This window comes from Sphingopyxis sp. Soil_C_28 (assembly GCF_057657055.1).
The window spans coordinates 1,613,893-1,639,142 of sequence record NZ_JBDGJE010000001.1 but is presented as its reverse complement, the minus strand read 5'-3'; the positions used below and the strand labels follow the sequence as shown (position 1 = coordinate 1,639,142).

Genomic DNA, 25,250 nt, shown 5'->3' with positions numbered 1-25,250 from the left:
TATGAAATACGGGCACGGCATCTGGTTTCTGATCGGCGCTGCCGCGCTCGCCGTCGCGCCGGCGGCTCTGGCAAAGGAGAGCGCGCCCGCGCCGACCGCCGCCGGCGCGACTCCTCCCGCACCGCCGAAGGCCGCTCCCAAAACGATCCTGTTCATCGGCAACAGCTTCACGCAGGGCGCGCATTCGGCCGCGCGAAACTGGCGCGCAGGGTCGGTCACCGACCTCAACAATGCGGGTTATGGCGGCGTGCCCGCGCTGTTCAAGCTGTTCGCCGAGCAGGCCGGTCTCGACTATCGCGTCAGCCTCGAGACGCAGGGCGGCAAGTCGCTCGGCTTCCACTATGACGAGCGGCGCCAGCTGTTCGACGGCAAGTGGGACATCGTCGTGCTGCAGGAATTCAGCACGCTCGACCGCGCAAAGCCCGGCGATCCGGCGGACTATATGCGCAACGTCGACCGGCTCGCCGCGCTGTTCAAGGCGCGTAATCCCGCCGTCGACATCCGTCTCGCGGCAACCTGGTCGCGCGCTGACCAGATCTATAAATCCGAGGGCCCCTGGTACGGAAAGCCGGTCACGGCGATGGCCGATGACCTCCGCGCCGCCGCCGACCGTGCACGAAACGCCAATCCGTCCGTGGCGGGTATCGTGCCGGTCGGCCAGGCCTGGAACCGGGCGATGACGACAGGCGTCGCCGATCCTAATCCCTATGACGGGATCGGCTATGGCCAGCTCGATCTGTGGGCGTACGACCATTATCACGCGAGCGTTGCGGGCTATTATCTTTCGGCGCTCGTGACCTTCGGCGCGATCACCGGGGTCGATCCGACGACGCTTGGCCCCAAGGAAAAGGGCGCCGACGAACTGGGCCTTTCGGATGCGCAGGCCGCGGCGCTTCAGCGCGTTGCGCGCGATACGCTCGCAAAGGAGGCCACGTAAAGGCCCGCGCCTCGGCAGTCCCGTCCTTTCCGAATTTCTGTTATGTGACCGTGGTTCAACGCTGCGATACCGGAGAGAGACATGCCGACGCGTCCTTTCGACTTCCCCAATGCCCATGGCGAGCGCCTGTCGGGCCGGCTCGAACTGCCCGTCGGCTCGACAAAGGCGTGGGCGCTGTTCGCGCACTGCTTCACATGCGGCAAGGACAACAAGGCTGCGGTGCGGATTTCGCGCCGCCTTGCCGGTGCCGGCATCGGCATCCTGCGGTTCGACTTCACCGGCCTTGGCACCAGCGAAGGCGAATTCGGCGCATCGGGTTTTGCACATAATGTACAGGATCTGGTCGCCGCCGCCGAGGCGATGGCCGAGGCCGGGATGCCGCCGATGCTGCTTGTCGGGCACAGCCTCGGCGGCGCGGCCGTCATCGCGGCAACGGCATCACTGCCCGACATCCATGCCGTTGCAACGATCGCGGCGCCGTTCGACGTCGAGCATGCGCTCCATCAGTTCGATCCCGAAGGGCTGGAGAAGATCGAGCGCGAAGGCAGCGGGGTCGTGGCGATCGGGAGCCGGCCCTTCACCGTCAGCAAGTCGTTCATCGACAGTCTGCGCGAACAGGATCAGGGCGCGCGCCTCGCAAAGCTGAAACGGCCCTTGCTGCTTCTGCATTCGCCGATTGATCAGGTTGTCGGGATCGAAAATGTCACCAGCATGTACCTCGCGGCCAGGCATCCCAAGAGCTTCGTCTCGCTGGACGGTGCCGATCATCTGCTGACCAACGCGCGCGATGCCGATTTCGCCGCCGACATGATTTCGGCTTGGGCCGGCCGATATCTGCCTGCAACGCCGCCGACCGCGGCCAGCCAGTTCGATGCTGAGGCCGAGGAAACGGGGCTCGGTAAATTCCAGCTCGCGATGCGGGCCGGGAAGGCGGCGTTCATCGCCGACGAGCCCGAAAGTGCCGGCGGGTTGGGCTCGGGCCCGACGCCGTTCAACCTGCTGTCCGCCGCGTTGGCCGCGTGCACGACAATGACGTTGCGCCTCTATGCCGATCGGAAGGGCTGGGCAGTCGATCGGATCCGCACCGGCGTGACGCACCGGAAAGAAAAGGGCGCAGAAAAGCCCGATGTCTTCAGCCGCCGCGTCGAGATCGAAGGCACTCTCGACGATGCGCAGCACGCCGAACTGATCGCCGTCGCCGATCGCTGCCCGGTGCATCGCACGCTTGAGACGGGATCGCGGTTCGAGGCGACCGAGGCCGGATGGGACGAGCCTTCGCCGAGCGGAGATCAAACGCCAGCCTAGCGCAGGAAGCGGAACGAACCGCGACGCCACGCGTCGAAGAAAAGCCGCGCGTCATCTGGTGACGATGGGCGGCGGATCGGAGGACTGCATGCAGGCGCTCGAAGGACTGAATCCCGAAGCATCGCACACGCGAATATGGGATCGGCACGCCAGCCCGATCTCGATCCTGATTCTTGGGGGGCTCTTGCTGGCGGCATTTCTTGGCTTCACCGGGGGGCATCCGAGCACGCCCAAAAGCACGGATTTCGGCGACGTGCGCCTAGTCGTGAAAACCCCGACGACGATCCGAAATGGCGAATTCTTCGAGACTGACATTACTCTCACGGCGCGGGTGCCGATCGGCGACGCGATCATCGCGGTGTCGCCGGCGCTCTGGCAAGACATGACCGTGAATACGATGATCCCGGCGCCCGCCGAAGAGAACTTCGAGGACGGCCTGTTCCATTTCTCCTACGGCCCGCTCGATGCCGGGGACCGCTTGCAAGTCAAGATCGACGGCCAGATCAATCCACCGTTGTTTGCCGGCACGAGGGGCGACGTCGTGGTTTTTGACGGCAGCCGGCGGATCGGCACGATGCCGCTTCGCATCAAGGTTCTCCCCTGATGGATATCGTCTTTCGCGCCACGGCGATGTTCTTCATCCTGTTCCTGCTCATCCGCCTGCTCGGAAAGCGCGAACTGGGTCAGATGACGCCGTTCGAATTTGTCGTACTCGTCGTGCTCGGCGATCTGATTCAACAGGGCGTGACGCACAATGACTTCAGTCTGACCGGCGCGACGCTCGCAATCTGTACCTTCGCCTTCTGGGCGCTGGTGCTCAGCTGGACCGCCTATCTGTTCCCGCGTGCCAAGGATTTTCTGGAGGGCACGCCGCGTGTCGTCGTTCGCGATGGCGAGATTGTGCAGGACAATCTGCGGCGTGACCGCCTGACGCGCGACGAGATCCTGTCCGAAATGCGGCTCGCGGGAATTGGCCAGATGTCCGATGTCGCGTGGGCGATCCTCGAACCGCAGGGCAAGATGAGCTTCATCAAAAAGGACGATCAGGCATCGCCGCAGCAGGATCGCGACGGCCCCGCCAATTAGTAGATCGGTGTAATCTGCATCTGCGGGAGCGGCCTCGGTGTCCCGTCGCTGAGGTCGGGGCCAAGGTCGGCCCAGTCCTTGCCGTCGGAGACGAGATCGGCAAACAGCTTTTGCGCCCCCGCCTGCGCCTCGGCGGACCGGAATTTGTACGAAACGGGTGGCGGCGTTCCCATCCGGACGGTCGCGAAGGCCGCCGCATAGGCGGGGATTGGCGGGGCGGTGGTCGTGCTTGCCGCGATCCGTATCGAATAGCGCTGCAACCCCGAGGCGACGTTGCGCCACCGTACCCAGACATGGTTGTCAAAGGAGAATTGATAGAGCCGCTCGCCGGCCGCTGTGCCTTTCAGCGATATGCTGTCCAATATGTCCTGCGACATGTCGAGGTTCATACCGCCCTCGGTCGCATCGAGCGAGACGTGGACGATCCGGTCGCGCTGCCCCGGCGCCCGCGATTGCAGCAAATCGCGCCAGTTCTGCATCGTGCCGATGATACCGAAAACAAACCCCGACATCTCGGCCAGCGCGAGCGGCCGCGCGATCGAACTATAGCTGCGTTGCCAGCCGCGGTTGTTGTGAAGCGGAAGCCACACCGCGGCTTCGGCCCTGTCGCGCGCATTTTGCGGCTCGGGGCTTTCGACCGGAGAGTCCCGATACCCGCTCTGGGGATAGACAAGGTTGATCGCAAAGGTCGGCCAGCGGGGCAGCGGCGCATCGAACAGGTGAAGCGGGAAATTGCTGGCCACGCCGCCATCGGAAAACCAGCAGATGCGAAAGCTTTCGATCGAAGAGGCCGGCGCCTCGCCGCCCGTCGCCAGACTGTCGGTGCTCTGGCTGAGCGACGTCTCTTTGGTCTCTTCGCCGTCGTCGATCGCCTCGCCCTCGATATTGGCCTCGCGGGTCCGTCTCGCGACCGGTTCGTGGAGCGGCACCGCGCTGATCAGCAGCGGAAAGCTGAGGCTCATCCGCATCGCCACCAACACCGGCATCCGACCCTTTGCCGGCAAGCGGTAATAATGTTTGTCGCCGACACGATCGGGCGGGCCCGCCATCGCGACCATCGCATCGACCACCTCGGCGGGAAACAGCAGATCGAATTCCTCGCGCAGGAACCAGAATGTCGCATCGGTAAACGGCAGCGTGCGCGGTTCGTGATGCGACACGCCGGTCGTGATCATCTGCAGCGATATCGCGGTTTCGGTTTGGGGCTCGCCCGGATAGCGCGGCGCCGCCCACAGGTCGTCGAACAACAGCGGCTCCGACGATGCCTTGCCCGACAAGGATTGCAGGACATCGTGCAACCATTCGGTCAGCGCCGGCGTGCGCGCGCCCTTGCGCACCGTCAGGCCCGAGCATAGCCCGAGCAGATTGCGCCTCGCGACGCGCGCGATGCGCAGCACTGCGCAAATCGCGGCGCCGAGATAGGCGCAAATCGCCGCAGGCAAGGCCACCGCCGCAAGTCCCGCCGGTCCTGCAAGCCCGTAACCGAGCGCGAGAAACAGTCCGAGCAGAAGCAGCGCCTCGAGCGGCGCGATCGCGACCACCGCGACCGCAGCCACGCAGGCCTTGCGAACCCCTCCCGCATTGCCGGCGAGTGTGACGATCAGGCGATAGGCATTTCTTGCGCCACGCGCGGGCTGGAACAGGCCGAAAATAAAGCCCTGCGACGAAAGCTGTGCCGCGATGCGCTCAAGACCAGCAAAGCCAAGCGTGGCCGGGCAGGGCGCGCTCGATCCCGACGCGACATGCTTGCGGTCGCCGAGCGCGGCCGCAGCGGTCGCCGCCGCAGCGATGGCGCCTGCCGACGTCCCGCCGATATTCTTGAACCGGAAATCGCGCGCCAGCGCCAGGACAGCATTGGGATAGACGATGCCGCTGGTGATGCCACCCTTCATCACCAGGTCGCAATAGCGGGTCGCTGTTTGGCTCATATCATCGCTCTCTGGACATGCGGGGCATTTCGGTGGCATCTTATCGCTGCAGCGCGATCAAGTCGCTGCTCTTCTTAGAGAATCGGGGAATTTGGTGCACCGCATAACGCATTTGCTTATGCTGTGTTGGGGTTGTAATACGGACTCCGCGCATGAAATGGTTCCGCAAATCCGACAGCCCCGATCCGGCGCTCGCCGCAATGCCGGGTGGCCCTATCACCGATCCGGTGCTTCCCGTCGTTCCCGAAACGCGCCGCCGCAAATGGCTGCGCCGGATTTCGCGCGGCTTTGCCATTTTCTGCATCCTCTTCATCCTGCTCGTCGGCTGGCTTGCACTCACCGCGCCTTTGTCGAAATCGCTCGAGCCGATCGCACCGCCGCAGATCACCCTGCTCGCATCCGACGGCACCCCGATCGCGCGGATCGGGGCGATCGTCGATACGCCCGTGAAGGCAAAGGATTTGCCCAAACATGTTACTGGCGCCTTCCTCGCGATCGAGGACCGGCGCTTCTATACGCATTGGGGCGTTGACCCGCGCAGCATCGCGCGCGCGGTGTGGAGCAATGTGACGGGCGGGCGCACGCAGGGCGGCAGCACAATCACGCAGCAGCTGGCGAAATTCACCTTCCTCACGCCCAAACGCACGCTCGGCCGCAAGGCGCGCGAAGCGCTGATCGCCTTCTGGCTCGAAGCGTGGCTGAGCAAGGACGAGATTCTCGAACGCTATCTGTCCAACGCCTATTTCGGCGACAATACCTATGGCCTGCGCGCCGCGTCGCTCCATTATTTCTATCGCCAGCCCGAAAAACTGACCCCGGCGCAGGCCGCGATGCTTGCGGGCCTGGTGCAGGCGCCGTCGCGGCTCGCGCCGACCAAAAACCCCGATCTCGCCGAAAAGCGCATGAGGCTGGTGCTGAATGCGATGGTCGCGACGGGCTATCTTACCGAGGAGGAGCGCAAGGCGCTGCGCACCCCGCGCATCGACGTGCGCAGCCGCAACACGCTGCCGACCGGAACCTATTTCGCCGACTGGGCGCTGCCCGAGGCGCGCAAATTGAGCGACGTCGGCTATTCGCGCCAGACGATCGCGACGACGCTTGATGCGCGATTGCAAGGCGTCGCGCGCCGCGTGACCGGTCGCGCAGGGCTGGGCAAGGCACAGGTCGCGCTCGTCGCGATGCGCCCGAACGGCGAAGTCGTCGCGATGATCGGCGGCAAGGATTATGCAGCGTCGCCCTTCAATCGCGCGACGCAGGCGCGGCGCCAGCCGGGGTCCACTTTCAAGCTGTTCGTCTATCTGGCGGCGCTGCGCGAGGGCTGGGATCCCGACGACATCATCGACAACAGCGCGATCGAGACCGGATCCTATCGTCCCAAAAATTCCGGCGGCGCCTATTCGAAATCGATCACGCTCGAAGACGCGTTCGCTTCGTCGAGCAATGTCGCCGCGGTGCGGCTGCTGCGTCAGGTCGGCGATGACAAGGTCATCGATATGGCGCGCGACCTTGGCGTCACCGCACCGATGGAAAAGGGCGACCCCAGCCTTGCGCTCGGCACGTCGAGCATGACCCTGCTCGAACTCACCGCCGCTTATGCCGCGGTCGCGGCGAACAGCTATCCGGTCGAACCGCGCGCCTTCAAGGCCGAGGAAAAGGGCTGGTTCGAAAATCTGATCTCCGGGCCCAGCAGCTTCGGGTCCGACGAGCATGAAGAAATCGAGCAGATGCTGCGCGCCGCGGTCAATCGCGGGACCGGGCGTGCAGCGCGACTGCCGCAAGCCAATTTCGGCAAGACCGGGACCAGTCAGGACAATCGCGACGCGCTGTTCGTCGGCTACGCCAACGGGCTCGTCGTTGGGGTGTGGATCGGCAACGACGACAACACTCCGCTGCAAGGCATATCGGGCGGCGGGTTGCCGGCGCGGATCTGGCGCGATTTCATGACCGAGGCATCGGGCAAGAAGACATCGCCGCAGCCCAAAAAAGCTGTCGATCCGACGGGCCCCGTCGAGCCGCTCGATATTCCCGATATCGGCGCCATTCCGATCGGCGACCGCACGCGCGTGGGAATCGAAGGCGGCGACGCGGTGATCTCGACCGAAATCAACGGCAGCCGGATCGACCTGCGCCTGCCAATTCAGGAGGGGCAGCCACCGCCCGAGGTTACGACCGAGCCACCGTCGCCGCCGGAACCGCCGCGCTAAAATATTTGCGGGCTGATTTCAGCTCGTTGGCAGAATCTCGAACGCGGCGGTCGCCATCGTCTGTCCGTTTACGATCAATTCGACCTCATGCCGCCCCGGATGGTGGCGGCGTGTGCTGAAATCGTGGATCGTCTGGCTGATGTTCAGCGACACAGTGTCGCCCGCAGTCAGTTCGAAAGTCTTCAGCTTGAAGACCTTGGCGGCAGTCTTGCCGCCCGCGCGAGCGTAATGGACTCGGTAGTCGACGACCAGCCGCTGTTGGTCGGATGAGTCCGAAACAAGATCCGCGGCGATCGCGATCCGGTCGCCGAGACGTACGGCCGCCGGAGCGATAGCGAATTCGCTAATGGTCACTGCGGCGCCATGGCTAACGCCGATCAGCGCCAGAGCGGCGGGATCGCCCTTCTTGATCAGCGTGCGCAGCGCATGGCGGATGATCCATACCGTATGCGCGTCGTCCTGCGGCCATTCCGCAAGGCGGGCCAGCAACCAGTCAGGCCGGTCCTTGGCGACGTCGTTCAGATGGTTCGCGACCGATTTGCGGACGTACAGGCTCGGGTCGGCCTTCAGTGTTTCGAGGATCGGTGCCGCCAGCGTCGGATCGACCTTTAACGCCGGGACGCGCGCCGCCCACGGCAGGCGCGGCCGGGCTCCCTCGCTCGCGAGGCGACGGACATGCTCGTCTTCTGCGTCGGTCCATCGCGTCATCGTCGCCAGCGCGCGCGGCGTGTCGGCCGCCAGGAACGGACGGATCGCAAATTCGGCCGAACCGAAGCGCGTCAGGTCGGCGAGCGCATCCATCGACAGGTCGAAATCATCGAGCCCGTACCGCGCGACATATTCGGTGACCGCCATCGCCTGAAACCCATGGTTCAGTCGCGGCGCCATCGCGCGGACAACGGCGAGCCCCTTCGCATAGTTGCCGGGCAGCGCCGCATGGATCGCGTCGGCGATATGGCGCACGCGTTCCATGATCGACAAAGCGTCGAGCCCGTCCGATGCGGCACGTAGGAAGGCTGTCCGGTCGAAGTGCGGAGAGGCTGCCGTCCCCGCATCGGCGATTGTCTGCAGCGCCCGCAGGCCGAGAAGATCCTTGAGCAGGGCAGGGGCGGCGGTTTCGGTCGTCATCGCGGTGTTCCCGGATTGTCGCGGTGCGCAGGGCAAGCGCGCCGTCGCGGCCGGCATAGCCACAGAGGCGCTGACGGGGAATGATTTTGATCCCGCGCCGCTGTCGAATTTTGTCCTTTGCCGCCCCCCGACACTCTCGATTATTTCATTCACACTCGTGAGAGTGAATGTTGACTCGCGCCAGAACCAGTGCCATGAATGCCGCATGCCGACGATCGAGCGGCGATGAATGGGAGAGGGCAAGATGAGGGCAAAGCTGTTTGCGTCCATATGCGCGGGCGCATTTTTCGCAATTCCGGTGGGTGCCGCCGCGCAGGATGCCGCCGGTACCGCACCGCAGGCTGATCAGGCGCACGACGGCAACGACATCATCGTCACCGCAACGCGCCGCGCCGAGCGCATTCAGGACGTACCGATCAGCATCTCGGCCTTTTCGCAGGAAGAGCTGACCGAAAAGGGCATCGTCGGTTATGAAGGCATCGGGCGCGAGACGCCGGGCGTCGTGCTCAACAAACCGACCGCCAACTTCAACAATTTCACCGCGCGCGGTATCGCAACCAACGGCTATAACGCCAACCTGCAAAGCTCGGTCGCGATCTATATCGACGAGCTTCCCGTCTCGACGATCGGCAATACCACCGTCGTCGATCCCAACCTTTTCGACGTCGAGCGCGTCGAATTCCTGCGCGGGCCGCAGGGAACGCTGTTCGGCTCGGGCTCGCTGTCGGGCGCTATGCGCATTTTGCAAAAGAGCCCCGACCTCAATGATTTCGACGTCTCGGCGCTGGTCGATCTCGGGCTGACCGGCTCGGATTCGATCCGCCAGCGCTACAATGCGATGGTCAATGTGCCGCTGGTCGAAGACAAGCTCGCGCTGCGCGTCGTCGGTTTCTACCGCGACGAGGAAGGCTATCTCGACAATGTCGGGACGGGCGTGAAGAATTCGAACACGCTGATCGATTATGGCGGCCGCGCGACCTTGCTGTGGCGCCCGACCGATCGCCTGTCGATCAAGCTGCTCGGCTCCTATGAATATAGCAATCCGAAGGACAGCTCGCTGACCAGCCCCGGGCTCGGGCGTAACAAGCGCATTTCAGACGAGCCCGATCGCTTTACCGGCAAGCAGTTGATCGCGAACGCGACGATCGATTATGAGTTCGACTTTGCCAAGCTCACCAGCTCGTCGACCTATTCAGACTTCGAACAACGCTTCTACGTCGATCTCGCGGGCACTTTCCCGGCAGGTTCGTTCCCCGGCGCGCCGATCGCCTTCGGTCTCGATGCCGATGGTTATGACAAGGTGTTCGTCCAGGAAACGCGGCTTGCGTCGACGCTCGACGGCCCGTTTCAGTTCGTCGTCGGTGGCTTCTATTTGAACCGCCGCCGCGACGTCGATTATTTCTATCGTTCGAACCCGAAATTCCTTGCAGCGCGGGGAATCACGGGTCTTCCCGACAAATATTTCCAGAAGCAATATACCCATCAGATCAGCAAGGAAATCGCCGGCTTCGGTGAGCTGACCTATCGCTTCTCGGACAAGTTCTGGCTCACCGGCGGCATGCGGTATGGCGAAACTTCGGCGCAGGGCTTCACCGAAGCGGGCGGCTATCTCGCCACCGCGGGCGGTTTCAACTATTACGACTATGCGCTGCTCCGCATTCCGGTGAACTTCAACACTTTCACGCCCTATGCGGCAGTCGAGGGCGTCAAGGCGAAAGGATCGAAGCCGTCGTGGAAGGCAAGCGCGACCTTCAAGCCGAGCGATACGCTCACCACCTACGCGACCTTCTCGACGGGCTTCCGCGCCCCGATCGTCAACGCGTTCGCCAACCGGCCCAGCCTCGTCGATCCGAACGATCTCATCATTCCCTTCGGTGCGACGTCGGACAATCTCAAAAGCTATGAAATCGGTGCCAAGGGCCGTTGGCTCGGCGGCCGCGTCAGCATCAACGCCGCCTTCTATCAGATCGACTGGAGCAACATTCAGGCGCAGGCGAACCGTGTATCGGACTCGGTGCAGTTTGCGACCAACATCGGCGCCGCGCGCAGCAAGGGCTTCGAATTCGAAGTCGGCGTGATCCCTGCAACGGGCTGGGCGATCGGTTTCAACGGCGCGTACAACGACGCGAAGATCACCAAGCTGTCGCCCGCCGAGGCGGCGATTTCGGGCGCCGTGCTCGGCCACCGCCTGTCGGCACCGCGTATCCAGGGTTCGGCCTATATGTCGTACAGCTTTAAGCTGGCGAGCGACATCGATGCGATGCTGGCGGTCAATGCCCAGCATATCGGGTCGTATAACAGCAGCTTCCCGAATACGCCGGGCCGCCCCAACGTGCCGCTCGCGACGTTCGGAAAGACCGATGCCTACAGCAACGTCAATCTCAGCTTGGGTTTGAAAAAGGGCGATATTTCGGCGCAGTTCTATGTCGAAAATCTCTTCGACGATCATTCGATCACCTACATCCACCCCGAAGCCTTCCTCGTCAGCCGCTTCGGGACGATGCGCCCGCGCACCTTCGGCATCCGCCTCGGCTACGGGCTCTAGGCGATGGCGGGTGCAGAAGCCTCCCTCTCTCCGGCCGCAGCGTCCACGCGGCCGGGGGGCAATCCCACGTTCGTGCTCGGAATGCTCTGCTTCGTCTATGTCCTGAACTTCCTCGACCGGCAGTTGCTGTCGATCCTCGCGAAGCCGATTCAGGATGCGCTCCAGATCAGCGACGGCCAGCTCGGGCTGATCAGCGGGCTCTATTTTGCGATGTTCTATTGCTTCATCGCGATTCCCGTCGGCTGGTTCGCCGACCGCACCAGCCGCGTCGGCGTCCTGTCGGCCGCGTGCGCGATCTGGAGCGGGGCGACTGTCGCGTGCGGCATGGCCGCCAACTATACGCAGCTGGTGATGGCGCGGATGCTCGTCGGCTTCGGCGAAGCGGGGGGCGTGCCGCCCTCCTATGCGATCATCACCGACACCTATCCGCCCGGCAAGCGTGCGGCGGCGCTCGGCATCTTCAATCTCGGCCCGGCGATCGGCGCGGCGGCGGGCGTGGCGTTCGGCGCCGCGATCGCCGAGCGTTTCGGCTGGCGCATCCCCTTCATCGCGGTGGGGGTAATCGGGATCGTCACGGCGCTAATCGTATGGCTGACGGTGCGCGAGCCGAAACGCGGTGCGACTGATGTGGCGGCTTCGCGCGCAAATTCACTGTCTGAGGACAAGGCGGCCTTCTGGCCCACGGTTCGCATGTTCCTGTCGCATCCGATCCTGATGCTCGCGGCGCTGGGCAGCGGCGCGACGCAGTTCGTGACCTATGGCCTCGGCAATTTTGCGGTGCTGTTCCTGATGCGTGAAAAGGGGATGGTGCTGGGTGACGTCGCGATCTGGTATGCGCTGGTGCTGCTGATCGGCATGGGCGGCGGGATGATCGTCTCGGGCCGCGTGATCGACCGCATGGTCCGCGAATCGCGGGCCGGCTATGCGATTGCGCCCGCGCTCTCGCTGGTGGTCGCGATGCCCTTTTATGTTGCCTTCGTCTGGGCGCCGGGCTGGCCGCTGGCGCTTGCGTTGCTCACCGCTGTGATGATCTTCAACTATTTCTACCTCTCGGCCTCGGTCGCGCTGGTTCAGGAGGAAGTGAAGCCGAATCAGCGCGTGCTCGCGGGCGCCCTGCTGCTGCTCATCATGAATTTCATCGGATTGGGGTTGGGGCCGACATGGGTCGGTTTTGCCAGCGACTGGTTCAAGGCGCAGGGCGACCTGCATGGGCTGCAAACGGCGCTGTACACGCTAACGCCCTTCTATCTGATCGCGATCGGACTTTTCCTCTGGCTAGCGCGGCGCCTCCGCCGAGAGGATAGCCGGCAGGAGTTGGCAGCATGAAGAAATTGCGCGCTACATTATCGGTAGCTGGGCTTTTGATGGCGGCGCCCGCAATCGCGGCGAGCCCGGTGGTCGAAGCGCCCGCCGGTACGCTCGAGGGCAAGACCGCCGGCAAGGTCCGCGAGTTCAAGGGCATTCCCTTTGCGCGGCCGCCGGTCGGCCCGCTCCGCTGGAAAGCGCCGTTGCCGCTGCCAGCGTGGCAGGGCGTGCGCAAGGCACAGAGTTTTGGCGCCGCCTGTATCCAGCCGCGCCCGACCGCAGTACACCTCTACGCCAATCCGCCCGCAAAGATTTCCGAGGATTGCCTGACGCTCAACATATGGGCGCCCGAACAGGCGAAGGATGCGCCGGTGATCGTATGGATCCACGGCGGCGCGCTCACCACTGGCTACAGCCATGAAGGCATGTACGACGGCGCGAACCTCGCGGCGCGCGGCGCGATCGTCGTCTCGATCAACTATCGGCTCGGCGTCCTTGGCTATATGGCGCATCCGGCGCTCAGCGCGGAATCTCCCGACGGCGTCTCGGGCAACTACGGCCTTCTCGACCAGATCGCAGCGCTCGAATGGGTGAAGGCAAATATCGGCGCGTTCGGCGGCGATGCGGCCAATGTCACGATCGCGGGCGAGTCCGCGGGCGCGCTCAGCGTAATGTATCTGATGGCGTCGCCAAAGGCGCGAGGCCTGTTTCACAAGACGATTGCGCAAAGCGCCTATATGATCTCGACCCCGTCGCTGAAGGAATACCGCCACGGCGAGCCCGCTGCCGAAGCGACCGGCGCACGGATCGCGGCCGCCCTTGGCGCGACCGATCTGACAGCGCTCCGCGCGATGGACGCAAGCTTACTTTCGGACGGCGCGCTGAAGGCGGGCTATTTTTCGTGGGGAACCGTCGACGGCAAGATATTGCCCGGCCAACTCGTCGACATCTTCGACCGCGGCGAACAAGCACCGGTTCCGATGATCGCCGGGTTCAACATTGGCGAAATCCGCTCGCTGCGCATGCTTGCGCCGCCGGTTCCCGCCAATGCCGTAGCTTATGAGACCGCGATCCGTGAACGATATGGCGACCTCGCCGATGCCTGGCTCAAACTCTATCCCGCCAAGGATCTGGGCGAGACGGTCCTCGCTACGCTGCGCGACGCGCTCTATGGCTGGACGTCCGAACGGCTTGCGATCAAACAGGCCGCGCTCGGCCAGCCCGCCTATCTTTACCTCTTCGACCACGGCTATCCTGCCGCGAGCGAATATGGGTTGCACGGTTTCCACGCCGCCGAAATCCCGTTCGTGTTCGGCACCGCCAGCGACACGCCGCCCTATTGGCCCAAAATTCCCGACACGGTGGCCGAACGCCGCTTCGCTGCCGCGATGGGCGATTATTGGGTGTCGTTCGCCAGGACCGGCAAGCCAGAGGCCGCGGGGCATGCGGCATGGCGCCCCTACGGCAAGGACGCGGACTTCATGGCCTTCGCCGACATCCCGCGCGCCGGTGCACGCTTGATGCCAGGTATGTACGAGCTCCACGAAGCGGCGGTGTGCCGCCGCCGCGCCGCAGGCAAGCAGCCTTGGAACTGGAACACCGGCATCATGTCTCCGGTGCTGGCGAAGGGTGCCGACTGCCCATGATCGACGGCAGCATTCAGGATTTTCCGCTTACGCTGAACAAATTCCTCGACCATGCGGCGCGCTGGCATGGCGATGCGGAGGTCGTGACCGCGCGTGAGGATGGCAGCATAGGGCGGGTCGATTACGCCGGACTGCGCGGCCGCAGCCTCGCGATATCGTCCTTGCTCGCCGGCTTCGGCATCGGAAAGGGCGACCGCATCGCGACCCTTGCGTGGAACAGTCAGGCGCATGTCGAAACCTGGTATGCGGTGATGGGCATGGGCGCGGTCTGCCACACGCTCAATCCGCGACTGACCGGAACGCAGCTCGCGTCGATGGCGGTGCAATCGAGCGCGAAAATACTTGTCGCAAGTGCCGACCTTCTCCCGCTCGCACGCCTGATCGTCGAGCGGGCACCCGCAATCGAGCGCGTGCTGATTATCGACGGTTCTGCCAGTGACTGGCCCGCATCGGCTCCGCCGCTTCTGGAAATCGAGCCGATGATCGCCGACGCTCGACGCGAAGCGACTTGGGGCGATTTCCCCGAAACGTCGCCTGCCGGCCTCTGCTTCACGTCGGGCACCACCGGCGCGCCGAAGGGCGTCACCTACACCCACCGCGGAAGCTTCCTTCATACGCTGCGTGCGTTGCAGGCCGATGTGATGGCGTTGACCGCGCGCGATGCGGTACTCGCAGTCGTGCCGATGTTCCACGCCAACGCCTGGGGGCTCCCCTTCGCGTTGCCCGCCGTCGGCGGTAAGCTCGTGCTGCCCGGCCGCCAGGCCGATGGCGCGAGCCTCGCCCGCCTGATCGCCGCCGAAAATGTGACTGTCGGTGTTGGCGTGCCGACCGTGTGGCTCGGCGTTGCCGAACATATCGAAAAAACCGGCGACGCGCTGCCGTCGCTTGGGCGAATCATCGTCGGCGGCGCGCCGCTGGCGCCCGCGCTGATGGAACGGATCGAGCGGCTGCTCGGTGTCACGGTCCAGACAAGCTGGGGCATGACCGAATTGTCGCCGCTCGGCACCATCGCGCCGCCTGCCGACCCACACCGGTCGGCCGCTGTATCAGGGCGGCCGGCGATCGGCGTCGACCTGTTGCTCACCGACGCCGGTGGCGCGCCGCTCGCCGAACAGCGCGGGGGCGAGGGGCATTTGCACGTCCGCGGATCGGCGGTTGTCGATCGCTATTTCGGTCAGGATGAACCCGCGACCGATGCCGACGGCTGGTTCGTGACCGGTGATCTCGCGCGCATCGATGCCAAGGGCAATCTGGTGATCACCGGCCGCGCCAAGGATCTGATCAAATCGGGCGGCGAATGGATCAATCCGGCCGAGATCGAGGCTGTCGTCGGCGCGCTGCCCGCGGTGTCGCTCGCCGCGGTGATCGGCCGCGAAGACGCCAAATGGGGCGAACGCCCGATACTCCTCGTTGAACTGCGCGCGGGCGAGGAGATCGGCGACGCCGACCTGCTCGCACCGCTCAAGGGCCGCGTCGCGCCCTGGTGGATTCCCGATGCGGTGGTGCGGCTCGATACCATGCCGCTGGCGCCGACCGGAAAAATCGATAAGATTCGCCTGCGGGGCGAATATGGCGAGGGTTAATCGGGTGCGGGATGCCACCGGCCCAATCGCCGCCGAACAGGGATTGAAGACCGATATCGTGACAGATCAGGCAAAAACGCGTCGGCGATCGACCAAGGCCGAACAGCGCGCCGAAACGATCGAGCAGATTCTCGACGAGGCCGAGTATCTCTTCTCGAAGCACGGGCTGCACGGCGTCACGCTCAAGGATGTCGCAAAACGCGTCGGCGTGCATCACACGCTGCTCAACTATTATTTCGAGGACAAGAAAAAGCTGTTCGACGCGGTGTTCGCGCGGCGCGCGGTCGTGACGAGCACAAAGCGGATGCAGGCGCTCGACGAATATGAGCGCATGGCCGCGGGTAAGCCGACGATTGAGGGCGCACTTCACGCCTTTCTCGATACAGACCTTGATCTCTACATCCATGGCGGCGACGGCTGGAAGAATTACGGCGCGCTCGGCGCGCAGGTTGCGAATACCCCCGAATGGGGCGCCGAGCTGATGGACAGCCATTTCGATCCGGTTGTGCTACGCCTGATCGACCTGTTGAAGCGTGCGATGCCCGATTGCGCCGAGGAAGATATTTTCTGGGGCTATCACTTCGTCACCGGTGCGCTGATGGTCACGCTCGCGCGTACCGGACGCATCGACAAACTGTCGGGCGGCCTCTGCAAATCGGAGGATTTCGAAGCGATCAAGGCACGCATGGCCTCGTTCATGGCCGCAGGCTTCCTGCAGGCATGCGGTTCGAAGAAGGCCTAGCGTCCGCGCTTCAGCGACGCTCGACCAATCCACCCCCCAGCGCGACATAGAGCGTCACCAGATTGTCGACCTGCGCGCGCCTGAGTTCGATCAGCGCCTGCTCGGCGGCGAACAGATTGCGTTCGGCGTCGAGGACCTCGAGATAGGTTGAAACCCCCTCGCGATACCGCTTGCGTGCAAGGTCGGCGATCCGCCGCTGTGCCAGCGTCCCGCGCTCCTGCGCCTGGACCTGGTCGGCGAGGTAGCGGCGCCCGGCGAGCGCGTCGGCCACTTCGCGGAAGGCACCCTGCACGGTGCGTTCATAGGTTGCGACCGCGATATTCTCGCGCGCCTCGGCGATCGTCAGATTGCCCTTGTTCCGCCCGAAATCGAAGATCGGCAGGCTGATCGACGGGCCAAAGCTCCAGCCGAACCCGTCGTTGCTGAACAAATTATCGAGTGAACCCGAGGCGAAGCCAAGGTTGCCGGTCAGGGAGATCGAAGGGAAAAAGGCGGCACGCGCGGCGCCGACATTGGCGCGCGCGGCGCGCAGCCTTTCTTCGGCCGCAACCACGTCGGGGCGCGCGACGAGCAGGTCGGACGGCAGGCCAGCGGTGAGCGTCGGTGACTGGCCTTGCGCGACGAGTGGCAGCGGCGCGGGCAGCGGGCCGGGAACCGGGCCGCCGGTCAGGACGGCGAGGAAATTGTCCGCCTGCGCCTTGCCGAGCTTCAGGCTCGCAAGCTGGGTTTCGGCCTGCGTCAGCAATGTTTCGGACTGGCGATAGTCGAGCGCCGAGGTGACCCCCGCATCAAGGCGGCGCTGCGCAATGCGCAGCCCTTCCTTGCGGCTTGTCACCGTCGCTTCGGCGAGTTCGATCTGCTCCTCGGCGCCGCGCGACGAGAAATAGGTCGAGGCAATGTCGCGAACGAGCGCGAGACGAAAGGCGCGCTCGGCCTGTTCGGTCGCAAGATACTGGCTGCGCGCGGCCTCGGACAGGTTTTTGACCCGGCCCCAGAAATCGAGCTCGAACGAGGTCACGCCGACCCCGACCGAATAGCGATTGGTCGTGTCGGTTCCCGCGCCGGTCAGCGACGGGCCACGTGTGCGCGTTGCGTCGGCGCTCGCGCCCACCGTTGGCAGACGGTCGGCGTCCTGAATGCGGTAAAGCCCGCGCGCTTCCTCGATCTGCGCAACGGCGACGGCGAGGTCGCGGTTGCGTTCGATCGCCTGTGCGATAAACACTTCCAGCTGCGGGTCAGCGAAGAAATCGCGCCATGCGACTTCAGTCGCGCGCTGGCCCAGCGTGACGTCGCCGGCAAACTCGGCCGGATAGTCGGGCGCGGTCGCCAGCGCCGGACGCTCGTGCTTCGGCGCCATGTTGACGCATCCGGCGAGCGTCGTCGCTGCGAGCAGCGCGATCAGATTACGCATGACCGAATTCCTCATGATGTCCTTTTTCGGTCGGTGCAGGTGGCCGCTTGCGGCTGATCCATTTGCGCACCGACAGGTAGAATAGCGGGATGAAGAAGATACCGAGTAGGGTCGCAGCGATCATCCCGCCCATCACGCCCGAACCGACCGCGATACGGCTGGCCGCGCCAGCACCGCTCGCGATGACGAGCGGCACCATGCCGAGGATGAAGGCGAGGCTGGTCATGATGATCGGCCGCAGGCGCAGCTTCACCGCTTCCATCACTGCGTCGAGCGTCGATTTGCCTTCGGCTTCCTGTTCGATCGCGAATTCGACGATCAGGATCGCGTTTTTCGCAGCGAGCCCGATGATCGTGATCAGTCCGACATTGAAATAAATGTCGGCAGACAGGCCCCGGAACATCGAGAAGAGCACGGCGCCGAGCACGCCCAACGGCACCACCAGCAGCACCGCGACCGGCACCGCCCAGCTTTCGTAAAGCGCCGCGAGGAGCAGGAAGACGACGACGAGCGACAGGCCGAGCAGCATGCCGATCTGGCCCGCCGACTGCTTTTCCTCATAGGATATGCCGGTCCATTCGAACGAGAAGCCCGCAGGGAGGGTCTCGGCCAGCCGTTCCATTTCCGCCATCGCTTCGCCGGTCGACTGGCCGGGCGAGGGTTCACCCGAAATCGTCATCGCGGGATAGCCGTTATAGCGCTGCAGCTGCGGCGCTTCGGCCGACCATTCGGCCTTGCTGAACGATCCGAACGGCACCATGTCGCCGTTCGCGCTGCGCACGCGCAGTTCGAGCACATCCTGCGGCGTCATCCGGCTCGCGGCGTCGGCCTGCAGCAGCACGCGGAGCACGCGGCCTTCGCGGGTGAAGTCGTTGGCGTAAGCGCTACCGAAGCTGATCGCGAGCGTCGCATTGACGTCGCCGATCGACAGGCCGAGCGCGCGCGCCTGAATCCGGTCGATATCGACCTTCAGGACCGGCGCATCCTCCTGACCCTCGGGACGCACGTTGGCGAGCAGCTTGCTCTGCATCGCGCCGCCCAGCATCTGATTGCGCGCGGCGATCAGCGCATCGCGCCCATTGCCGCCGCGATCCTGCAGCTTGAAAGTAAAGCCGCTCGACGTGCCAAGCTCGGGGATCGACGGCGGGCTCAGCGAGAAGGCAAACGCCTCCTTGATGTTCGCGTAAGCGCCCATAGCCTTGCCCGCGATCGCGTCGGCGCTGTCGCCGTCGCCCGTGCGTTCGTCCCATGGCTTCAGCGGGGTGAACATGATCGCGTTCGCCTGGCCCTGGCCAAAGAAGCTGAAGCCGTTGACCGACACGACATTGGCGACTTGAGGTTGCTCGGCGAAGAAGGCTTTGACCTGCTTTGTCGCCTCGTTGGTGCGCTGTGTCGTTGCGCCCGGGGGCGCTTGGATCACCGTCACCAGGTATCCCTGATCTTCCTGCGGCAGGAAGGAGCCGGGCAGGCGGGTGAACAGTAGTCCGGTGATCGCGACCATCGCCACAAACACAACGAGCCAGCGAAGCGGCGCTGTCAGCATCTTGCCCACGCCGCTTTGATAGCGGTCGGTCGTGCGCCCGAACCAGCGATTGAACCCGCCAAAAAATCGGTCGAAAAACGCCCCGATTCGGCCCTTGCGCTCGGTCTGGTCGTGCGGCTTCAGCAGCGTTGCGCACAGCGCGGGCGTCAGCGTCAGTGCAAGCAACGCCGAGAAGGCGATCGAGATTGCAAGCGTCATCGAGAATTGGCGATAGATGCCGCCGGTCGATCCGGGGAAGAAGGCCATCGGAATGAACACCGCGATCAGCACCAGTGTAATGCCGATGATCGCCGAGGTGATCTGGCTCATCGCCTTCACTGTCGCCTCATAGGGCGGCAGATGCTCTTCGTTCATGATCCGCTCGACATTCTCGATCACGACGATCGCATCATCGACGAGAATACCGATCGCGAGCACCATGCCGAACAGGGTCAGCACGTTGATCGAGAATCCGAACATCCACAGGCCAAGGCAGGCGCCCGCCAGCGCGATCGGCACGACGATCGTCGGGATGACCGTCGCGCGCCAATTCTGAAGGAACAGGAACATCACGAGGAAGACGAGAACCATCGCCTCGGCGAGGGTCACGACAACCTCTTCGATCGACAGGCTGATGAACGGCGTCGTGTCATAGGGAATCGACCAGGTGACGTCGGGCGGGAAGCCTTTCGACAGTTCGGCCATCCGCGCCCGGATACCTTCCGCGGTCGACAAGGCGTTCGCGCCGGGGGTCAGCTGGACCGCAAGGCCCGCCATCGGCTTGCCGTTGAGCTCGGAAGAAAAGAGATAGCTCGCCGCCCCCAGCTCGACGCGGCCGACATCGCCCAGCGTGACCGCCGACCCGTCGGGGTTCGCGCGCAGGATGATGCTTTCGAACTGCTCGGGCTTGGTGAAGCGGCCCTGCGTCGTGATGACGGCGTTGAGCTGCGCGCCCTTGGCGATCGGCTGGTCGCCCAGCTGCCCGCCCGGGGTCTGGCTATTCTGTTCCTGCACCGCGCCGAGCGCTTCGGCCGGCGAAAGATTAAACGACGCGAGCTTTTGCGGATCGAGCCAGATGCGCATCGCATATTCCGGCGCAAAAGCCTGGACGTTGCCGACGCCGTTTACACGCCGCAGCTCGTCGAGCACGCGCGTGTTCGCGAAATTGTTGATCTCCATCGGATCGGTGTTGCCGGTCTTCGACGTGATCGCGACGATCAGCAAAAAGCCCGCGTTGGCCTCGGTAACCGAAATGCCCTGGCGGCGAACATCCTCGGGAAGGCGCTGCTCGACACGGCGCAGACGATTCTGGACCTCCATCTGTGCGTTATCGATGTCGGTCCCCGCCTCAAAGGTCAGGGTGATCGACGCAGTGCCGTTCGATTCGCTGGTCGAGGCCATGTAGAGGAAGCCCTCGACCCCGTTCAGCTCCTGCTCGATGACCTGCGTCACATTCTGTTCAAGCGTGCGCGCATCGGCGCCCGGATAGGTGACGCCGATCGTCAGCGATGGCGGCGCGACCGTCGGATATTGCTCCACGGGCAGGCTGCGCAGCGCGATGATGCCCGACAACAGGATGCCGATGGCGATGACCCAGGAAAAGATGGGCCGGTCGATGAAAAAGCGGGGGGTCATGTCAGATCAGCGCTTTGCCGCGGGGGTCGATGCGGTTCCCTTGGGCTGTGCAACCCGCACGGGCTGGCCCGGCTGGACCTTTTGCAGCCCGTCGATAATCACCCGGTCGCCGGGTTTCAGCCCGTCGAGGATCGCCCATTGGCCCGCGACCATCGTGCCCAGCTTCACCGGGCGCGGCGTCGCAACATTCTTGGCGTCGAGCACCATCACGCTCGCCGCATCGGCGGCCAGCTTGACCGCACGCTGCGGGATCAACACGCCGTCGGCACGGTTGCCGGCGAAGATGCGGGCACGAACGAACTGACCGGGTAAAAGCGCCGACGCAGGGTTCGGGAATTCAGCCCGCAGTGCCGCGGTGCCCGTCGCCTCGTCGATCGACAGATCGAGGAAATCGAGATGGCCGGCGACCGGATAGGCCGAGCCGTCCTCCAGGATCAGCTGGACTTCGACGCGTTCGAGCTGCGGCACGCTGACCTTGCCCGATCCCATGTCGCGGCGCGTCGCCAAAAGATCCGAACTCGACTGGCCGAAATTCACATAAACGCGGTCGATCTGCTCGATCGTGGTGAGCAGCGTGCCCGCACCCGCGCTTACGAGCGCGCCTTCGGTGACCTCGGCGCGGCGCGCGCGGCCGGAAATCGGTGCGGTGACCGATGCATAACCCAGATTCAGGCGCGCCGATTGCAGATTGGCCTGCGCGGCCTGCACATCGGCTTCTGCCGTGCGCTGCGCGGCGACCGCGGCGTCATATTCCTGTTTTCCAATCGCTTGGTCGGCGAGCAGCGGCTGATAGCGGCCAACGACCTGCCGTGCGTTGGCGGCGGTCGCCTGGGCCCGGGATAGCTGCGCCTGCGCCGCATTGACCGTCGCAGTCAGCTGTCGCGGATCGATACGGAATAGCGCGGTACCGGCGCGTACGAAGCTGCCTTCGTTGAACAGGCGCCGTTCGACGATGCCGTCGACGCGCGCGCGCACTTCGGATGTGCGATAAGCCTGGACGCGGCCCGGCAGCTCGATGACATTCGGCACGGCTTGCGTGCGGATCGTCACGATATTGACCTCGGGCGGCGGAGGGGCGGGGGGCGCTTCGGAGGAGCAGGAGGCCAGCAACAGCGCCAGCGCAGCGCCGGCGGCGCAGCCAGGAAGACGAAAGCGACTCATATGGACCCCTGAAAAATCGCAGTTGTGCGAGACTTATATATACGCAAAAGCTTGCGCTGGCGCGCCATGTAATTTAAATTACAGAAAAGAGCAAGCGAGAGGAACTGCAATTGAACACGCCGGAATCGGATTTATGTCAGATAGATAGGCTGTCACCGCGCGAACGGCGGCAAAGCGCGATTCTCGACGCGGCGGAGTCGTTGTTCCTCGAGCAGGGTTATGAACGCACCAGCCTTGCCGAAATCGTCAAGCGTTCGGGCGGGTCGCTCGCGACGCTCTATGAATTGTTCGGCAACAAGCAGGGGCTGCTTCGCGCGATCGCAACCCGCTGGTGCGACGAAGCGATGCTGCGATCGCTCGAAGACGACGCGACCCGGGGGTTGTCGACGGTCGAAATCCTTAAGAGCTACGCGCATCGCCAAAGCGAGCTGATGGAATCGCCGCACGCCGTTGCCCTGATGCGGATGTTGATATCCGAGAGCTTACGTGACCACGAATTCGCGATGCAGATTTACCGCGACCTGCATGTACCCGCGCTCGAGGAATTGATCGACCTGTTCGCGGAATGGGCGGCAACGGGCAAGGCGGACATCGACCGTCCGGAGGCCGCTGCGCGCCTGTTTTTCGATATCGTCGTTGGCGATTCGATGCTGAGCACACTGATGGGGATCGAGGACGAATGGCTCGACCCGGAAGAGATCGACTGGCGGCTCCAGCCTTTCCTGTCCCATTTCAATATCCGTTAGCAGGGCCCTTCGGTCGCTGCGGCCTGTTGACACGACTGTCAATAACTGAAAGCGTGCCAGCGCCTGCTTCGGGAGCCTCACGCCTTGGCCAGTACAACCCTGCCTTTGGCCACCCCGGCCGACGAAACCCCGGCGTTGCGCCCGCGTACGGTTGCCGCTTACGCCGCGACCGCGGGGCCGACGGTGATCCTTGGCCTGCCATTCAGCGTCTATCTGCCGCCCTATATCGCAGAGGGCGGGGTGATTTCGGTTGCGCTCGTCGGGCTGCTCTTCTCGCTCACGACCATTTGGGACGGCGTCGTCGATCCCCTGATCGGCACGATGGTCGACCGCGTGCGGACCGGGCTGGGTGCGCATCGGCGCTGGATGCTGCTGGCGATCGGTCCGCTGGCCGTCCTGCTGCTGACTCTTGTGACGGTCGGCGATCGGTTGCCGTTCGCGGCGCTGTTCCTGATGATGGTGCTCTTTTATTCGAGTTACAGCGTCTATGAGGTCGCGCAGCTGTCGTGGGGTTCCGCGCTGGTGCATTCGCCCGCCGACAGCGCGCTGCTATATGGCATGCGCGACTGGTTTGCGAAGATCGCCCTGATCCTCGCCTTTGCCGCGCCCGCGGCCGCGCAACTGCTGATCCCCGGGATCAGCCTGCAGGGGAGGATCATGGCTTATGCCAGCCTCTTCCTGCTGATGGTGCCAATCGCGCTTTTCGCGATGCGCCTCGTCCCGCCGCGCGCCGTCGTGGCGGACGCAGGCATCGGCTGGCGGCACGAGATCCGCGCCTCGCTGTCATTCCCGCCGCTGATGCTGCTGCTCGGTGTCCAATTCCTCAACAGCTTTGCCTTCGGGTCGCTGACGTCGCTCTTCGTCTTCTTCGCGGCCGCAGTGCTCGACCTCGACGGGCAGAGCGCGGTATTGCTCTTCGCGAGCTTCATCGGTGGGGCCCTTGCGTCGCCGCTGTGGACCTTTCTTGCCCGGCGTTTCGGCAAGCCGCCAATGATGATGGCGATGGGGCTCCTGATCTCCGGCCTGCTTGTCGCAACCCTGTTTCAGCAACCGCGGGGTTTGATGCAGGCGGTGGGCTTTTCGCTGATGCTCGGGACAGGCTTCGTCGGGCTGCTTTTCACCTATTCGATGCTCGCCGACCTGATCCCGCGCGATGCGGTGCGCTGCGGGCGGGGCCGCTCGGCGTTTCTGTTTGCACTGCTCAACCTGATGCAGAAATTCGGCGTCGCCGCCGCGATCGCGGTCAGCTACCTCGCGCTCGATCTAGTAGGCTTCGATCCGAAAAACGGCGATTCGGCGGCGCGCGAGTTGCACCTGTTGTTCGCGCTTCAGCCGACGGTCAGCTGGATCGTCATGGTCGGCCTGCTGCTGATGATGCAGCGCGGACTCGCGCGCTGCGCCTGACCCCGCACTTGCAATCGCCGCACGGCGCAAGTAAAGGCCGCTTTCATTCGGACAGATGCGCCGTTTTCCTTCCGCCTTTCGCCGACATTCTCGGGGAGGGTGGGCGGAGTATTGCCCCAAGGCACGCTTGACGCGCCGGGGGCGGCAACCCATCTGCTCCGAACCGAAGACGTTAAAGGACAGGACGATCAATATGGCGAAGACCAGCCCGGCTGAGTTTATCAATCAGGTACGCGCCGAAGCCCGCAAGATCGTGTGGCCTACCAGCCGCGAGACGGTGCAGACGACGATCATGGTCCTCATCATGATGACGATCCTTTCGCTGTTCTTTTTCGGCGTCGACACGGTTTTCAACGCGATCGTCAGCTGGCTGACGTCGCTCGCGCGCTAATCGCCGCAGTTACAGGGACAGGATAGTTAGACTTATGGCGCGCTGGTACATCATTCACGCCTATTCGGGTTTCGAAAACAAGGTTCGCGATTCGGTGCTTTCCGACGCGGAACGTTTGGGCCTCACCGACTTCGTCGAAGCGGTCGAAGTGCCGGTCGAAACCGTCACCGAGGTAAAGCGCGGCAAGAAGGTCCAGGCTGAGCGCAAGTTCTTCCCGGGTTACGTCCTCGCCAAGCTGACGATGACCGACGATGTCTATCACCTCGTCAAGAACACGCCGAAGGTCACGGGCTTTCTCGGATCGATGGGCAAGCCGCAGGCGATCAGCGAAGCTGAGGCCGCGCGCATTCTGAATAGCAAGGAAGAGGCCGCGGCCCGCCCGAAGCAGGAAATCCGCGTCGACTACGAAATCGGCGATCAGGTCAAGGTGCTCGACGGTCCCTTTGCCAGCTTCAACGGGCTGGTCGAGGAACTCGATTTCGAAAAGGCGCGCGTCAAGGTGTCGGTGTCGATCTTCGGTCGCGCCACCCCGGTCGAGCTCGACTTCGAACAGGTCGAACGCTTCAAATAA

General features: G+C 64.0%; 19 protein-coding genes. 14 read left to right on the top strand and 5 right to left on the bottom strand.

Features of this window, described 5'->3' with window-relative positions; all coding sequences use genetic code 11:
* Nucleotide 1: 1 nt before the first annotated feature.
* The 4 genes from AC3A43_RS07835 to AC3A43_RS07820 all read left to right on the top strand — a co-directional run bounded on the left by AC3A43_RS07835 (nt 2) and on the right by AC3A43_RS07820 (nt 3,328).
* Entirely contained in the window at nt 2-937 is a 936-nt protein-coding gene (locus tag AC3A43_RS07835) for an SGNH/GDSL hydrolase family protein (protein WP_487791946.1), read from the top strand.
* An 81-nt stretch (nt 938-1,018) separates the two neighbouring features.
* The gene (locus AC3A43_RS07830) at nt 1,019-2,242 is read left to right on the top strand and encodes a bifunctional alpha/beta hydrolase/OsmC family protein (RefSeq protein WP_487791945.1); all 1,224 of its coding nucleotides are present in this window, start codon (nt 1,019-1,021) and stop codon (nt 2,240-2,242) included.
* Nucleotides 2,243-2,330: 88 nt separating this feature from the next.
* Nucleotides 2,331-2,846 (top strand): hypothetical protein, encoded by a 516-nt coding sequence (locus AC3A43_RS07825; protein WP_487791944.1) that lies wholly within the window; start codon nt 2,331-2,333, stop codon nt 2,844-2,846.
* Nucleotides 2,846-3,328 (top strand): DUF421 domain-containing protein, encoded by a 483-nt coding sequence (locus AC3A43_RS07820; protein WP_487791943.1) that lies wholly within the window; start codon nt 2,846-2,848, stop codon nt 3,326-3,328. The genes AC3A43_RS07825 and AC3A43_RS07820 overlap by 1 nt, the downstream gene beginning before the upstream one ends.
* Here the strand turns inward: AC3A43_RS07820 and AC3A43_RS07815 are convergent.
* Nucleotides 3,325-5,256, bottom strand: a complete 1,932-nt coding sequence (locus tag AC3A43_RS07815) for a hypothetical protein (RefSeq protein WP_487791942.1) — start codon at nt 5,254-5,256, stop codon at nt 3,325-3,327. The genes AC3A43_RS07820 and AC3A43_RS07815 overlap by 4 nt on opposite strands.
* 200 nt (nt 5,257-5,456) lie before the next feature.
* On the opposite strand from AC3A43_RS07815, the gene AC3A43_RS07810 reads away from it, so the two are divergent.
* Nucleotides 5,457-7,460 carry a transglycosylase domain-containing protein gene (locus AC3A43_RS07810; protein ID WP_487792042.1) on the top strand — a complete coding sequence of 668 codons (2,004 nt, stop codon included), beginning with the start codon at nt 5,457-5,459 and terminating at the stop codon, nt 7,458-7,460.
* 18 nt (nt 7,461-7,478) lie between these two features.
* Here AC3A43_RS07810 and AC3A43_RS07805 read toward each other — a convergent pair whose 3' ends face one another.
* The gene (locus AC3A43_RS07805) at nt 7,479-8,588 is read right to left on the bottom strand and encodes a DNA alkylation repair protein (RefSeq protein ID WP_487791941.1); all 1,110 of its coding nucleotides are present in this window, start codon (nt 8,586-8,588) and stop codon (nt 7,479-7,481) included.
* A gap of 244 nt (nt 8,589-8,832) precedes the next feature.
* Between AC3A43_RS07805 and AC3A43_RS07800 the strand changes: the two genes are divergently transcribed.
* The 5 genes from AC3A43_RS07800 to AC3A43_RS07780 are packed head-to-tail and all read left to right on the top strand — an operon-like array spanning nt 8,833 to nt 16,409.
* Complete coding sequence (locus tag AC3A43_RS07800) at nt 8,833-11,133, top strand: TonB-dependent receptor (RefSeq protein WP_487791940.1); 2,301 nt, start codon at nt 8,833-8,835, stop codon at nt 11,131-11,133.
* Nucleotides 11,134-11,136: 3 nt separating this feature from the next.
* Nucleotides 11,137-12,459 carry a spinster family MFS transporter gene (locus AC3A43_RS07795; RefSeq protein WP_487791939.1) on the top strand — a complete coding sequence of 441 codons (1,323 nt, stop codon included), beginning with the start codon at nt 11,137-11,139 and terminating at the stop codon, nt 12,457-12,459.
* Nucleotides 12,456-14,084 (top strand): carboxylesterase/lipase family protein, encoded by a 1,629-nt coding sequence (locus AC3A43_RS07790; protein ID WP_487791938.1) that lies wholly within the window; start codon nt 12,456-12,458, stop codon nt 14,082-14,084. Before AC3A43_RS07795 ends, AC3A43_RS07790 begins: the two co-directional genes overlap by 4 nt.
* On the top strand, nt 14,081-15,667 hold the full coding sequence (locus AC3A43_RS07785; protein WP_487791937.1) for an AMP-binding protein: 1,587 nt from the start codon (nt 14,081-14,083) through the stop codon (nt 15,665-15,667). The genes AC3A43_RS07790 and AC3A43_RS07785 overlap by 4 nt, the downstream gene beginning before the upstream one ends.
* Nucleotides 15,654-16,409 carry a TetR/AcrR family transcriptional regulator gene (locus tag AC3A43_RS07780; RefSeq protein WP_487791936.1) on the top strand — a complete coding sequence of 252 codons (756 nt, stop codon included), beginning with the start codon at nt 15,654-15,656 and terminating at the stop codon, nt 16,407-16,409. The genes AC3A43_RS07785 and AC3A43_RS07780 overlap by 14 nt, the downstream gene beginning before the upstream one ends.
* A gap of 10 nt (nt 16,410-16,419) precedes the next feature.
* On the opposite strand, the gene AC3A43_RS07775 is transcribed toward AC3A43_RS07780, so the two are convergent.
* Genes AC3A43_RS07775 through AC3A43_RS07765 form a run of 3 tightly spaced genes read right to left on the bottom strand, consistent with a single transcriptional unit; the run spans nt 16,420 to nt 22,138 of the window.
* Nucleotides 16,420-17,820 (bottom strand): efflux transporter outer membrane subunit, encoded by a 1,401-nt coding sequence (locus tag AC3A43_RS07775; protein WP_487791935.1) that lies wholly within the window; start codon nt 17,818-17,820, stop codon nt 16,420-16,422.
* On the bottom strand, nt 17,813-20,977 hold the full coding sequence (locus AC3A43_RS07770) for a multidrug efflux RND transporter permease subunit (RefSeq protein ID WP_487791934.1): 3,165 nt from the start codon (nt 20,975-20,977) through the stop codon (nt 17,813-17,815). Before AC3A43_RS07770 ends, AC3A43_RS07775 begins: the two co-directional genes overlap by 8 nt.
* Before the next feature lie 6 nt (nt 20,978-20,983).
* Nucleotides 20,984-22,138, bottom strand: coding sequence for an efflux RND transporter periplasmic adaptor subunit (locus tag AC3A43_RS07765; RefSeq protein WP_487791933.1), 1,155 nt, complete (start codon nt 22,136-22,138; stop codon nt 20,984-20,986).
* Nucleotides 22,139-22,248: 110 nt separating this feature from the next.
* Here AC3A43_RS07765 and AC3A43_RS07760 point away from each other — a divergent pair, with 110 nt between their 5' ends.
* From AC3A43_RS07760 to nusG, 4 genes are all read left to right on the top strand, one after another.
* Nucleotides 22,249-22,884, top strand: coding sequence for a TetR/AcrR family transcriptional regulator (locus tag AC3A43_RS07760; protein ID WP_487791932.1), 636 nt, complete (start codon nt 22,249-22,251; stop codon nt 22,882-22,884).
* A gap of 84 nt (nt 22,885-22,968) precedes the next feature.
* On the top strand, nt 22,969-24,288 hold the full coding sequence (locus tag AC3A43_RS07755; RefSeq protein WP_487791931.1) for an MFS transporter: 1,320 nt from the start codon (nt 22,969-22,971) through the stop codon (nt 24,286-24,288).
* A gap of 193 nt (nt 24,289-24,481) precedes the next feature.
* Complete coding sequence (secE, locus tag AC3A43_RS07750) at nt 24,482-24,679, top strand: preprotein translocase subunit SecE (protein ID WP_331135094.1); 198 nt, start codon at nt 24,482-24,484, stop codon at nt 24,677-24,679.
* A 34-nt stretch (nt 24,680-24,713) separates the two neighbouring features.
* A complete protein-coding gene (gene nusG / locus AC3A43_RS07745; protein ID WP_487791930.1) occupies nt 24,714-25,250 on the top strand; it encodes a transcription termination/antitermination protein NusG in 537 nt (178 codons plus the stop codon).

Excerpts from the sequence above, each read along its gene's own strand:
- AC3A43_RS07835 (WP_487791946.1), top strand. The coding sequence starts at position 2 with ATGAAATACGGGCACGGCATCTGGTTTCTGATCGGCGCTGCCGCGCTC.
- AC3A43_RS07830 (WP_487791945.1), top strand. The coding sequence starts at position 1,019 with ATGCCGACGCGTCCTTTCGACTTCCCCAATGCCCATGGCGAGCGCCTG.
- AC3A43_RS07825 (WP_487791944.1), top strand. The coding sequence starts at position 2,331 with ATGCAGGCGCTCGAAGGACTGAATCCCGAAGCATCGCACACGCGAATA.
- AC3A43_RS07820 (WP_487791943.1), top strand. The coding sequence starts at position 2,846 with ATGGATATCGTCTTTCGCGCCACGGCGATGTTCTTCATCCTGTTCCTG.
- AC3A43_RS07815 (WP_487791942.1), bottom strand. The coding sequence starts at position 5,256 with ATGAGCCAAACAGCGACCCGCTATTGCGACCTGGTGATGAAGGGTGGC.
- AC3A43_RS07810 (WP_487792042.1), top strand. The coding sequence starts at position 5,457 with ATGCCGGGTGGCCCTATCACCGATCCGGTGCTTCCCGTCGTTCCCGAA.
- AC3A43_RS07805 (WP_487791941.1), bottom strand. The coding sequence starts at position 8,588 with ATGACGACCGAAACCGCCGCCCCTGCCCTGCTCAAGGATCTTCTCGGC.
- AC3A43_RS07800 (WP_487791940.1), top strand. The coding sequence starts at position 8,833 with ATGAGGGCAAAGCTGTTTGCGTCCATATGCGCGGGCGCATTTTTCGCA.
- AC3A43_RS07795 (WP_487791939.1), top strand. The coding sequence starts at position 11,137 with ATGGCGGGTGCAGAAGCCTCCCTCTCTCCGGCCGCAGCGTCCACGCGG.
- AC3A43_RS07790 (WP_487791938.1), top strand. The coding sequence starts at position 12,456 with ATGAAGAAATTGCGCGCTACATTATCGGTAGCTGGGCTTTTGATGGCG.
- AC3A43_RS07785 (WP_487791937.1), top strand. The coding sequence starts at position 14,081 with ATGATCGACGGCAGCATTCAGGATTTTCCGCTTACGCTGAACAAATTC.
- AC3A43_RS07780 (WP_487791936.1), top strand. The coding sequence starts at position 15,654 with ATGGCGAGGGTTAATCGGGTGCGGGATGCCACCGGCCCAATCGCCGCC.
- AC3A43_RS07775 (WP_487791935.1), bottom strand. The coding sequence starts at position 17,820 with ATGCGTAATCTGATCGCGCTGCTCGCAGCGACGACGCTCGCCGGATGC.
- AC3A43_RS07770 (WP_487791934.1), bottom strand. The coding sequence starts at position 20,977 with ATGACCCCCCGCTTTTTCATCGACCGGCCCATCTTTTCCTGGGTCATC.
- AC3A43_RS07765 (WP_487791933.1), bottom strand. The coding sequence starts at position 22,138 with ATGAGTCGCTTTCGTCTTCCTGGCTGCGCCGCCGGCGCTGCGCTGGCG.
- secE (WP_331135094.1), top strand. The coding sequence starts at position 24,482 with ATGGCGAAGACCAGCCCGGCTGAGTTTATCAATCAGGTACGCGCCGAA.
- nusG (WP_487791930.1), top strand. The coding sequence starts at position 24,714 with ATGGCGCGCTGGTACATCATTCACGCCTATTCGGGTTTCGAAAACAAG.